Origin of the sequence: Arenibacter troitsensis (genome assembly GCF_900177645.1) — a bacterium.
Taxonomy (GTDB): Bacteria; Bacteroidota; Bacteroidia; order Flavobacteriales; family Flavobacteriaceae; genus Arenibacter; species Arenibacter troitsensis.
This window is the reverse complement of the sequence record NZ_FXAO01000005.1, coordinates 195,852-208,653: the sequence shown is the minus strand read 5'-3', so window position 1 is coordinate 208,653 and position 12,802 is coordinate 195,852. Positions and strand designations below refer to the sequence as shown.

10 protein-coding genes are annotated in these 12,802 nt (G+C 41.6%); 2 read left to right on the top strand and 8 right to left on the bottom strand.

Going from position 1 to position 12,802, the window contains the following annotated elements; translation table 11 throughout:
- Positions 1 to 160 precede the first annotated feature (160 nt).
- Positions 161 to 1,570 (top strand): MBL fold metallo-hydrolase, encoded by a 1,410-nt coding sequence (locus B9Y87_RS12765; RefSeq protein ID WP_085499603.1) that lies wholly within the window; start codon positions 161 to 163, stop codon positions 1,568 to 1,570.
- Between the two features lie 71 nt (positions 1,571 to 1,641).
- Entirely contained in the window at positions 1,642 to 1,767 is a 126-nt protein-coding gene (locus tag B9Y87_RS22315) for a hypothetical protein (RefSeq protein ID WP_262483180.1), read from the top strand.
- A gap of 44 nt (positions 1,768 to 1,811) precedes the next feature.
- Here the strand turns inward: B9Y87_RS22315 and B9Y87_RS12760 are convergent, their stop codons facing one another.
- The 8 genes from B9Y87_RS12760 to B9Y87_RS12725 all read right to left on the bottom strand — a co-directional run bounded on the left by B9Y87_RS12760 (position 1,812) and on the right by B9Y87_RS12725 (position 12,709).
- Positions 1,812 to 3,191, bottom strand: coding sequence for an exonuclease domain-containing protein (locus tag B9Y87_RS12760; protein WP_085499387.1), 1,380 nt, complete (start codon positions 3,189 to 3,191; stop codon positions 1,812 to 1,814).
- 101 nt (positions 3,192 to 3,292) lie between these two features.
- A complete protein-coding gene (locus tag B9Y87_RS12755) occupies positions 3,293 to 4,858 on the bottom strand; it encodes a hypothetical protein (protein ID WP_085499386.1) in 1,566 nt (521 codons plus the stop codon).
- An 11-nt stretch (positions 4,859 to 4,869) separates the two neighbouring features.
- Positions 4,870 to 6,270, bottom strand: a complete 1,401-nt coding sequence (locus B9Y87_RS12750; RefSeq protein WP_085499385.1) for a neutral/alkaline non-lysosomal ceramidase N-terminal domain-containing protein — start codon at positions 6,268 to 6,270, stop codon at positions 4,870 to 4,872.
- A gap of 8 nt (positions 6,271 to 6,278) precedes the next feature.
- Positions 6,279 to 7,358, bottom strand: a complete 1,080-nt coding sequence (locus tag B9Y87_RS12745) for a sialidase family protein (protein WP_139827224.1) — start codon at positions 7,356 to 7,358, stop codon at positions 6,279 to 6,281.
- Positions 7,355 to 9,721 (bottom strand): GH92 family glycosyl hydrolase, encoded by a 2,367-nt coding sequence (locus tag B9Y87_RS12740; protein WP_085499383.1) that lies wholly within the window; start codon positions 9,719 to 9,721, stop codon positions 7,355 to 7,357. The genes B9Y87_RS12745 and B9Y87_RS12740 overlap by 4 nt, the downstream gene beginning before the upstream one ends.
- A 15-nt stretch (positions 9,722 to 9,736) precedes the next feature.
- Positions 9,737 to 10,693 carry an alpha/beta hydrolase gene (locus B9Y87_RS12735; protein ID WP_217807519.1) on the bottom strand — a complete coding sequence of 319 codons (957 nt, stop codon included), beginning with the start codon at positions 10,691 to 10,693 and terminating at the stop codon, positions 9,737 to 9,739.
- Complete coding sequence (locus B9Y87_RS12730) at positions 10,690 to 11,643, bottom strand: alpha/beta hydrolase (protein WP_085499382.1); 954 nt, start codon at positions 11,641 to 11,643, stop codon at positions 10,690 to 10,692. The genes B9Y87_RS12735 and B9Y87_RS12730 overlap by 4 nt, the downstream gene beginning before the upstream one ends.
- Before the next feature lie 175 nt (positions 11,644 to 11,818).
- Positions 11,819 to 12,709, bottom strand: coding sequence for a bile acid:sodium symporter family protein (locus B9Y87_RS12725; RefSeq protein ID WP_085499381.1), 891 nt, complete (start codon positions 12,707 to 12,709; stop codon positions 11,819 to 11,821).
- Positions 12,710 to 12,802: the final 93 nt, after the last annotated feature.

Genomic DNA, 12,802 nt, shown 5'->3' with positions numbered 1-12,802 from the left:
GATTTTATAAAATATGTTTTGATTTATTTTTAATCACCCTATAAAAAATAGGAGTTGGAAATGAGCCATAACAGGTTTTGATACCTTGGGAACTACATCAAGGAGAGTATTTTTCAATGGTCAATGTGATGGCTTGTTTGTAACCCATAAAATAAAACAGATGAAAATAGAACAGATTTATACAGGATGCTTGGCGCAAGGTGCATATTATATAGAGAGCAAAGGAGAAGTGGCCATTATTGACCCCTTACGTGAAGTTGAGCCTTATATGAAACGGGCCAAGGCGGACAAAGCGACCATAAAATATATTTTTGAAACGCATTTTCACGCAGATTTTGTAAGTGGGCACATTACCCTGTCAAAAGAATCGGGTGCCCCTATAGTGTATGGTCCAACGGCAAAACCTTCCTTTGAGGCCATCATAGCAGAAGATGGTCAGGAGTTTAAGCTTGGGGATATTACCATTAAGGCATTGCATACCCCAGGACATACTATGGAAAGTACCACCTATTTGTTAAGGGATGAAAAGGGTAAGGATTATGCTATATTTTCTGGGGACACCTTGTTTTTAGGTGATGTAGGTAGACCAGATTTGGCGCAGAAGGCAGCCAATATGACCCAAGAGGATTTGGCCGGGCTGTTATATGATAGTCTTAGAAACAAAATTATGCCTTTGGCCGATGATGTGGTGGTTTATCCTGCCCATGGTGCCGGTTCGGCCTGTGGTAAGAACATGATGAAGGAAACCGTGGATACCTTGGGCAATCAAAAGAAAATGAATTATGCCCTACGTGCCAATATGACCAAGGAAGAATTTGTTAAGGAGGTTACGGAAGGGTTATTACCGCCACCAAAATATTTTCCGCTCAACGTAAAGATGAACAAAGAAGGGTATGAGGATATTGGGGAAGTATTGGATAGGGGTACTACCGCCTTGTCACCCGATGCTTTTGAGGAGGCTGCCAATGCTACGGATGCAGTAATTTTGGATGTTAGACATCAGGACGAGTTTGTAAAGGGATTTGTTCCGCGATCCATTTTTATTGGGTTGGACGGGAGTTTCGCCCCATGGGTTGGTGCCCTTATAGCCGATACCAAGCAGTCTATCTTATTGGTGGCTCCCGAGGGTAGGGAGGAAGAAGCAATTATACGATTGTCCAGGGTTGGCTTTGATGCCACTATTGGCTATTTAAAGGGAAGTTTCAAGGCCTGGAAAAACGCTGGAAAGGAATATGATACCATTACTTCCATTTCCGCCAAGGACTTGAAACAAACTTTGGATAATAAGGAAGTTCCTGTTTTTGATGTTAGAAAGGAATCGGAATACCTTTCCGAACACATGGAGAATGCCAACAACACCCCTTTGGATTTCTTAAATGACCATATGGCCGAGTTTCCAAAAGAGGATACCTTTTATGTACATTGTGCGGGAGGATACAGGTCCGTTATAGCGGCGTCCATTTTAAAAAGTAGGGGCATCCACAACCTGGTGGATATAGCCGGTGGCTTTGATCAAATTAAGGATTCGGGCTATAAGGTAACGGATTATGTTTGTCCCACTACGCTATAAAAGTGACATTTATCATATTTTATAGTTCCGTTTGTGTATATTTTAGCCGTCTAAATCTAAAATAAACACCTATGATTTTACAATACTTACCATTAGTAAATTGGAGCAACGGAATTATAATGATTTCTGTTTTTGGCGCTGTTTGTGTTGGTCTGGTTACCGCTGTTTTAATGTTGATGAACAGTGGTAAGAAATAATGGATAGGGAATTTCATTAATTTGAAATGCCCTGCCATCTTTCTTTATATGGAAAGTGGGGAAAAATGAATGGCCCTGTTAGGGTGTTTTCTTAAATACCACGACAGAATCCGTTTAGTATCCATATTTTCTTTTTGGAGTTCCAGGAAATTTTCCAGAGCGTCAATACAATTAATCTGTTCGTGGCGGGGTAAGAATCCATAGCCCTTATATTTGTTGTTGACTACCAGTACAAATGCTTCTTCATTTCCGTGTCTACCCTTTTCCCTGATCACTAAATTTTGGTTTTTGTCCTTCAATGCCTCAATAGCCCTTTGTACTTTGGCATTATAGTCCATGGGAGATTCCGTTCCCCTGCATATTCCATTGCACTGGCCAATACTGTAATGGGAGCAGCTGCTAATATTTTTCTGTAAGTGACAGAATTTGGGACATAAACCGTAATGCTTACATAAATCCTCCAAAAACAACCTACAGTCCGTTATGGTATTAAATGTGGATATTGGACTGGCCGTCAATTTTAGTTTGTTGTACGCTAAGTGTTGTACTCCGTTTCGATCTTCATAGGAGAAGATGGCGTATTCTGTTGAAGTACGTTTTTGACTTTGATTGTATAAGGGGAAATGTTGTTTAATGGCTGCAGACTCCATTAACAGTGCAACAAGCTCGTTCCCGGATAATTCAAAATCAATGTCGTGAGTGGCCTTGCACATTAATATTTCTTTGTTGGACTTGTCATAAAAATGTCCAAGAACCCGTTTTTTTATGTCTACGGCCTTGCCCACATATATTATTGCTCCCTTTGCATCTTTAAAATAATAGACGCCAGGGGAATTGGGCAGTCTTTCAAAAATTTCCTTGGGTAGCAATGGCGGTAAGGTAGCTTCTTGTGAGCGGGCGTTAAGAAAGGCTTTAAATACCTTTTCGGCACCATTGGTCCTTAGGAGTTTTTTAAAGAGAATTACAGTAGCCTGGGCGTCTCCCTTTGCCCTATGGCGATTCGTTAGGGGAATATTTAAAGAGGTGCATAATTTGCCCAAACTATAGGAATTTAAGCCTGGGATTAATTTACGGGACAATCGTACCGTGCATAATTTTTTGCGCGAAAAATTAATTCCGATATTCTGAAATTCATTTTTGATGACATTGTAGTCAAAATTTACACTATGGGCCACAAATATAGTGTCCTGCGTTATTTCCAATACCTTTGAAGCTATTTCTTCCCATGTTGGGGCATTGCGTACCAAATCATTGTCGATTCCCGTCAATCCTGTTATAAAGTAGGGGATTTCACATTCAGGATTGACCAGGGAAGTATATTCATCAATGACTTCATGACCATCAAATTTGAAAATGGAGATTTCCGTAATCTTATTTCCTTTAATCCCGTTTCCGGTGGTTTCAATGTCAATTATGCTATACATGTAATCAGGTGCTGGAAGTAACAGAACCTTAAAGTTATAGGAAAATGATCAAAAAATGAGCTTCAAAGGGTTAAATTTAAGGATGGTAGTTTATTTTTATGTTAGTCCAAATCCTTGATGACCTCTGTTAAAGCCTTATAGATAATAGGACCTGTTTCTGGGCCCAAGGAATTTTCTTCCCCATAGGTGTCGCTTTTATCATTGTAGAGATAAGGTTTTCCCGTATCCCATTCGCTTTTTGGTATGATGTACCCAATTTCGTCATTGGAAAGCCCTAGATAAAATTTGTACCTGTCGGAAATGAGCTCTTGCAGTGGGGGTATCTCCATGGGCTGTATGTTAAATTCGCGTCCTTCTGGAGCTTCTATGCCACCATATACAATTTCGGGATATATTTCCCCTGGGATACTCAAAAATAGGGCAGGGCCTATGCGAATGGCGCCCACCTCCGTCCTCGATTTGAAATATTCCGGCATGCCAATATGTATAAGGCCAATACCGCTGGCAATTTTAAAGGTAGTATTGTCCAATGGTGCCAACACGGTCTTTGCCCTCAACGAAATATTGGAATTGGCCAAAGTATCTCCTTTTTGTTTTAGGGCAGCCAAGGACATAAGTGCAATTTGATCGCCCAATGCCTTTGTCTTCTCAAAAGTGGGTTCAAAATATTCTTCACCGGTAAAGGGATTTTGAATACCCAAAGAAGGGTGTGGTGCCATTAGTCCGCCAATAGCTCCTGAAAAATAAACGGCCACCCCGCCAAGCCCTTCTTCTATCAATTCTTCACCGTTAAATACCCCGCTCTCCATGGCTTCCCGTATATAATGTGGAAAATCCGAACTGATCAATAAATTTTCTGACCAAAGTGTTTCCGGGTGGTTGGCCCAATTGATAAGGGTTCCCATGGTAGTATTGTTTTCGGCATCCAGGACCTGCATTAAATGTATTCCCGTGGCCTTAACAATAGGTTTTCGGGTATCTTTGATGAGTTTGCCATCTTCGCCGGATAGGTCTTCGGCGAAAACCAATTTAGCCGGACGTAAATTGTTGGCTGCCTCTGTAATGGCGGCTACCGTTTGGGATTTGACATATTCCATCATTTCTGGATTTACTCCGGAATTGAAGATGTTTTCACCCCAGATACCCACAAGGTCATTACTTTCATGGGTATGTGTAGAGGACAGTAAAGTGTAATCTATTCCCAACTTGGCTGGTATTCGTTTTCTGATGTCGATTACATCGCTATGTAAAAAACCAATGGCGTCCATAGAAATCATGGCTATCCTGGTATTGCCATCATCGATCACCATTACCCTGGACCAAACATCGTCATGAACTCCCTGGGCAGGTTTGGCATTGCTCATTCCTGCTATCCAGTAGGCATCAAATTTACCATTGTTATTGTTGTCGTTATAGGTGTCACCTTCAGCTTTGCTGTATTTGTTGTTTCCATTGGCGTCGTTCCAAGTATCTACAATGGTAGGGGTTATGGGTCTTTTGGAAAATCCGGCTTTTATGGGATGAGGGGTTTTGTTTTCAATTTTAAGATCGATGGAGTAGTCAGGATGGCGTTCGCGCCAATTGTACATCACTACCGAAGCTCCAACGATAATGAGTAGAAGTATACCTATCCCAAGTATTTTTAAGGCCTTTTTTAAAGTTTTCATAGTTTATGTTTTTATAGCTTGGTGTTCGTTAATTCATTGGCCATTTTGAAATTGAGCTCCATTAGGTAATCCCCCATACTGGGTCCGTACCATCCCATTAACCTAGCTTCATAGGTATCAAAATAATAATATTTTGGTGGTACGATATAGCCCAGATACTGGCCGTTAAAACTGCTGAGTACGGAATTGTAACCCTGAAGTTCCAGGGCATTTTTTAAATCCAAACCGTATTCCCCGCTCAGTTCATAGGGCAGGGCAAGCCAGATGAGGTTATTTAGTTTAAGGCCTTGAATCTGAATAGGGTTCATCTTGGGCATCAATTTGCTACCGAGGTAAGGGGAAAGACGTAAACGGTCCGAGATGTAAAGGAATTGCAACTTCGGGATTTCTATTTCCGACGATATCGCGGAAAAATCCATATGGGTACGATGTTCCATTTTGTTTAAAGCGGATAGGGCCGAATCGGCAAGGGTTTCACCGATATATTTGGCTTTTTCAAATTTCTCGCCCAGTCCTTTATTGGAATGACTTCCTACCGTTCCTGCAAAGAACATGGCTAGGTCAACCCCATTCTTTTCCAAATGCCGTTGAAAGTAACCTGGATAGTCACCGGTGTATTGTTCATTATCGGTGCCTATTACGGTAGCATGTGCGGAAAAAGCACCGATAGTAGCCTTTTTGCCATTTTCCTGAATAAAGGATAAAAGGTCCAATTTATCATTGACTCGCCCGGATTCGCCAATGATCCTATTCCGCACCAAATTGGGAACTTTAATATAGCCCGAAGAAAATTGTGCGGGCTGTTTGTCTGCCAAGGCCTGTAAAATGAGGGAGGAAAATTTTTGGGCGAGCCATGCTACTACTTCTGGTTGGTATTCCCCACCGAAACTTTTGCCTACATAACCAGGCATACAATTGCCAATACTTGAATGGGTGTGGGTAGCCCCAAAAAAAAGCTGTTTTCTGGAAATTTTACCCTTAAGCTTGTCGGTAACCTTATTTACAACATCTTCCGGTATTGCCACTAGATCGGCATTGATCAGAACAACGGTTTCATTGCCGACTTCAAGAGCAATTGCTTTGGCAAAAATGGAATCGTGCACACCGGTCGCAATTTTACCGCCGCCATAACCGGCCATTTTTATATTGTTAAATTCGCCTTTGGCGGGATCCGGAGTGTCGCTAGTGATTTTTGGAGTGATATTGGTCCTTGCAAATCCGGCAAGCAGCGGACCTTTGGCCTTGGTTTTATTTTTTACGGCTTCCTCTATTTTTGCAATAGTATTCCTGTAATACTCCGTTTCAAAATACGGCGTGGTATCTATTGTACTGGTTGCAAAAAAGAAAAGAATAACCAAGAGCAATATCAGTGCCCCAAAAAACTTGAGCAATCTCCGTAACCATTTTCCCATGATTATACTTAATTAAGTTTTTGTGGATCTAGAACAATGTATTTCACTGTTTTTCTGTTCCAGGTATATACGATATGTACTTTTCCATCGGGAGCTTGCATCATGGTGGGATATGAATATTCTTCCCCTTCCTTATCCGTATTTTCCCTTAAAGGTTCCAAGTCCAGAACGCGTTTCCAATTGGTGCCGTCCTTGGACAGGGCGAGGCTCAATGGCACCCGATCTCCCCAATTTTTTCCGGTAGGATTGTACACCAATAATTGGCGCCCATCTTTTAGGCTTACCCCATCTATACCAGAGTTTGGATTGGGCAAGGCGGTAGCCTTCATTTTGCTCCAGGTGCTGCCATAGTCCGCGGACCAATTCTCGGCAATGACCTCATTTTCAGTCCTACTCAAAAGCTGTAATTTTCCGTTTCCGTAATTCAAGACCACTGGTTGTATGGCACCCAACTCTTTCCCATCATTAAGGGGTTGGGTTTTGGACCAAGTCTTTCCGTTGTCGGAACTCAGTTCCAAGTGTACCTGCCAGCCTGCAACATCATCTTCAGTGCTGGATGGAGAGAGAATTTCGCCACTTGTTAATTGAATGGGTTGATTTTTAATGGGTCCAAGAATTCCCTCAGGAAGTTTTACAGGTTTGGACCAGGTTTTTCCATCATCATTCGACGTCATATAGAGTCCCCACCATTCGGTAGGACTTGGTCCTACCTTATAATATAGAAAAAGCGGTTGGTCTTTGGGTTTAAACAGAACAGGGTTCCAACATGGGTATCTACTTCCATCTTCCTGTACACCATTTATTACTTCTACAGGGGTAGTCCAGGAACCGTTGGTCTTTCGGGAAACCCAAATACCTACGTCATCATTTTTTTCTTCGGTGCCACCAAACCAAGAGGCTATAACGGTACCATTGCTTACTTCTACTGTAGAAGCATGGCATTCCGGGGTAAGTGCATCATCCAATTCATAAATAAATTCCTGTTCCACTATGGCAGGATGGTCCAATGGAACAACTTCCGGTAATTTTTCCATTTTTCCTTTACACGATACCACTAAAAAGGTGCACAATAAAAATAAAAGTCTCATAAGGTAGATTTATAGGATTGTTTGTTAATTAAAAACTGTGGCTCTTTGGCCATAATGAAGGTCAGTTGGGCCCCTTCGGCTATTTCATCATGCTTAATCCAAGTGCGGTCCAAGGGACGCCCGTTTAGCAATATTTTTTTTACATATATATTTTTGGGGTCGTAATTTTCCGTACCTATGGTCAATTTATGTTCGCCCATTTGCAGAACGGCGTTTTTGAATAATGGTGCGCCCAATTGATAAATGTCCGTTCCGGCAATGGGATAAAATCCAAGGGAGCTAAAAATATACCAGGCGGACAAGGTGCCCGCATCATCATTACCGTCTATGCCCACATAGGAATTATCGTATTTGTTATCCAAGATCCAACGGACCCATTTTTGCGTCAAGTCTGGCCGGTCCACAGCATTGAAGAGATAGGCCGCATGGATATCGGGTTCATTGCCATGCCAATAATAGGACCCTGGGGTCCAGGTAGCCATTTTTGGATCTGCTTTGGCAAAAAAGTTGTTCAGTTCGTCAACAAAATAATCTTTGTTCTTAAATAGGGATACCAAGCCGTCGGTATCATAAGGTACCGCCCATCGCCATTGCAGGGCACTTCCTTCGGTATAGTCCTTGGTATATTCATCGTTCCAATCTGTATAGGTGAGTTGTAAGGGCTTAAATTTTTCCACAAATCGTCCGTCCTTGTGTCTGGGTTGAAAATATTGGGTGTCTGGGTTCCATACATTTTTGTAAAATTTGGAATGATTTTCAAAAAGTGCTTGGTCTTCAGGGAGTTGTAGTTCTTTAGCCAAAAGGCTTATGGAATGGTCGGCCCAGGCATATTCCAAGGTCTTGCTTACGGCTTCATCGCCAAATTCCGTAGGACAATAACCGTAGGTAAGGTATCCGTTTATCTCTTCCCGGCCAGCAGCGGAACTGTCTTTGGGAATGGTTTCCAGGGCCACTTGTCTCATTTTTTTATAAGCAAGGTGCACATCAAAATTGTGTATGCCCTTTAGGTAAGATTCCGCAATAACCATATCCGCTGGAGAGCCCAGCATGGAGTTGCTATATCCGTAACCTGAGGGCCATCTGGGCAGGCTACCCCCTTGTTTGGACATTTCCACCAAAGAGACCAACATATCCCTTTGCTCCTGCTTTGCTATTAGATTGAATAATGGATGGACGGTTCGGAAAGTGTCCCATAAGGATAAATCCGTGTAGTAGTTGAAATCGGTAGTTTGGTGTATTTTTTTGTCAAATCCTTTATATTCCCCATTTAAGTCATTAAAGATGGTAGGCATTTGAAAACTGCGATATAAAGCACTGTAAAAGACTTTTTTTTCCTCCAAGGAGCCGCCTTCGATCTTAATTAAAGCCAGTTTTCTTTCCCATTTGTCCTTGGCCATTTGGAGTATTTCGGCAAAATTAAAAGGGCCCGCTTCTGTCTCCAGGTTTAAACGGGCATTTTCTATACTGACATAGGAAATACCAACCTTGGCGTTTATGCTTTCGGGGGCAAATCGGAGATAAATTTTTAGACTGTCACTTTTTTTGCTCAGAACTTTTTTGTCCAATTTTTGTCCATCCCAGATACCATAATCGGAAAATGGTTGGTCAAATTTGGCCACAAAGAAAACCTGTACGCCACCGAATCGGCTAGCAAAGCTGCCGAAAGTCCTAACCGAACCTTCAATTTCATTGTTTTTGGGGATTATGTTTACAAATCCGTCTTTTGACCGATGGTTTCCGGTGGTATTGGTAATATGGACAAGTAAATTTCTGTTGCCTTCTTTGGTAAAGGTATACCGATGCAGGCCACTGCGTTCTGTGGTCGTTAGTTCGGCAACAATGGCCTCTTTATTCAATGCTACACGGTAATAACCCGGAAATGCGGTTTCATCCTTATGGGAAAATTTATGTGTGTAATCTAAATGGAAATCAATTTTATCAATGGGGCTCGTGGTTGGTGTAAATAAAAAATGTCCTCCATCGGTAGCTCCTGTGCCGGCCAATCGGGTATGGCTAAAGCCAAGTATTTTATTGTCCCCGTAATAGTACCCAGAGGTGCTAAAATCTTTGGTGTTGTTAAAGAAGGACATGGTTTCGGGGCTTAGGCGTACCATTCCGAAAGGGACCGTAGCGCCCGGAAAGTTAAATCCACACACCCAATAGGGAAAACCTCCGGTACCTATAAAGGTATTTACGAATTTGCCCAATTGTCCGGGGCTTATATTTTCTATTCGGTTATTGGGAGTTGCCTTTACAATGGTATTGTACTTATTGCTTGCAATAAAAATAGCAACCAGCACTACGCATATGGCCGTTACAATGGCAATGAACGTGACTTTCGCTATTCTTTTCAGCAACTTCATGAGGATTCTTAAAATTTAGTTGAATGGGATGTACTTTTCAAAAAACCTGTCCATATGGTATTGGCCATAGGCATTTACCTTTACCGAGGCATCCATCGTATGGGGCCATCCTTTTAGTTTGTGGTAATAGGAAATGGCACCGGCCTTTTGCAGGGTGGCATGTAATATGTCCGATTGCTCATAAGGCACCAACTCATCCAAAGTTCCTTGGAAAGTTAGGGTTGGAGGCACTTTATTGGAGATTAGAAATAATGGGGAGGCCTTTTTGTACATTTCTGGGGCCTCTTCATAGGATTTGCCTATTAAGTATTGTACAGAGGACGCATTGATGGCTGTTTCGTCGGTTAGGTTGGAAGGCCCATAAAAATTTACAATAGCCTGAACATTTGCGGATACCCCGTTTGCATCCACATCATCAGGTGTGTTGGAGTAAGCGTTCATCATGGCCAAATGTCCACCTGCCGAACCACCTACCATAGCAACTTTGGAAGCATCTATATGATAATTGGCCGCATTGAGTTTAAGCCATCTCACAGCGTCCTCCACGTCAAGGAGCTGGGCAGGATATTTTGCTACACCCGTCAATCTATATTGAACGGTAGCGGTAACATAGCCCTTTTGCGCGAAACTGGCCAAATAGACCAAATAGTCGTGCTTATTTCCTTTTTTCCAGGCTCCACCGTGGATAAAAATTATAAGGGGTGCATCCTTTTTTAGGTCTTTGGAATGGTAAATGTCCAATTTAAGCTGGATAGTGTCCACGGTTTTGTAGGTGACATCTTTGTATTCCTTGACATCCTCAGGAAGGGGGAAGTCTTTTTCAATTATTTTTAATGCACCGGTTGCATAGGCCAACTTTAAGGTGGTATTGTTGGAATATCCTTTTGGTGGTACCGAAACATCATTTTGTTTCGCTTTGCAACCCAGTAATAAGGTGAATGTAACTATGGCAATGAATATATATCTAATCATGATTTTAAATGTTTTTCCAAGAATATGTCCGTATGATATTGAATGTATGAGAATACCTTTGCGGAAAGGTCCATGGCATGTGGCCAACCCTTCAATTCGTGATAGTAACTGGGTACTCCATAAGTTTTCAGGGTTTCATGAAGTTTTTTGGATTGGCTATAAGGTACCAGTTCATCCAAAGTGCCATGAAAGGAAATAGTAGGCGGGGAGTTTTTGTTTACATATAGAATGGGTGAGGCCTCTTTGTACATTTCCGGAGCTTCTTCATAAGTTTTTCCAATAAATCTATGTACCCGCTTTTCATTTTTTGCAATCTCGGTTGTTAAATCGGAGGGCCCATAAATATTAACTACGGCCTGGACATTGGAGGGTAAGCCATTGCTGTCCATTGTATTGGAAGAATGGGTATAGGCATACTGCATGGCCAAATGCGCCCCTGCAGAACCACCAGCGATAGCTACTTTATGGGCATCGATGTTGTATTCCTTGGCATGGGATTTCAGCCATTCTACGGCGTCCGAAACATCAAGGAGTTGGGCAGGGTATTTTGCCACGCCGCTTAATCTGTATTGTACGGTTGCCGTTACATATCCCTTCTGGGCATAGCTGATCAAATAATGTAAAACATTGCTTTTTCTTCCTTTTTCCCAAGCACCACCATGCAAAAAAATAATTAGGGGCGCATCCTTTTTTAAAGCTTTTGGTTGGTAGATGTCCAGTTTTAATGAAGTGGTGTCTATGGTCTTATAAACCAGGTTCTTATGTTCCTGTATATTTGCAGGGATTGCTACCTTGGTAATGGTGGGCTCAATGGCTCCCAGGGTGTATGCTATTTTAAGGCTAATGTTATTTGCAAAGCCTTTGGGTGGCAGGGAAGGGTCGTATTGATTTGACTTACAACCAACAAATAATAAAACCATCCATAAAAGAAACACTATTCTAGCGGCCATAAATGATTATCCTTAAGGTTCGGATTGTTTATTGTTGCCAAAAAAAAATTCAGTTTTATTGTTTTGCTTTTTGCCAAGGGAGCTGAAATATGGATAAGCAAGGAAATGACAAAAAAGATGAATAAAACAAGGATATCAATGTGTTGATTTTTTTCCATCTTAATGTTGGTCAGGATTAATTGGCCGAGTCTTTCTCAAGGCTTAATTCATCTTTTACCCCAAGGGGTTTCCTTATAAAAATTATTACCGTGGCCGTAACGAACATTAACAGGCCATAAATGGCAGGCACAATAGAGTATTCGGCATTGTTGAGGGCAATGGTTGCCAAGGTAATTGCCAAGGTGCCATTTTGGATTCCGGTTTCAATGGATATGCTTATAGCCTGTGGTCTTGTTAGTTTAAAGAGTACTGCCATTAAAAACCCAATGGTCATGGTACTCACATTGAGCAATATTGCCGGTAGCCCTGCCTCGCTTAAATAACTCATAAAAACATCCTTGATGCTAATGGTCACCCCAATGATAACCAATACAAATATAAGGGCCGAAGCTATTTTTACCGGTTTCTCCATCTTGTTCGCAAAGGCTTCAAATTTACTTTTTATGAACATGCCGATGCCTACTGGAATGATCACAATGACCAACAATTGTTTTATCATAGTAAGGGCATCGACAGTAATGGCCATACTCTCATTGGAAAATTCTTGTAGCGCAAATTGAACAATAAATGGGATGGTTAAAATGGAAATAATACTGGATACAGCCGTTAGGGAAACGGATAAGGCCAAATCCCCTTTGGCCAAATAGGTCAACATATTGGAGGTAGGTCCGCCAGGGCAGGCCGCCAATAACATAATGCCGATTGCGGTAGTCGGGGACAAGCTTAGGGAAACGGCAATAAGGTATCCTATCATTGGCAACAACATCATCTGGCAGATAAGACCTACAATCATGGCCTTTGGATAGGTTACCACCCTTTTAAAATCTGAAAGTGTCAAGGATAGGCCCATTCCGAACATAATAATGATCAATGAAATGGCAAGGATAATTCCAGAGGTAGAATTCATGACAATAAGGTTTTAAGTAAATGAGTATCATTTCCCGCTAAAATGGGGCATACACAAATAAAACTTATTAAATATTATTTTCCTTATTATATT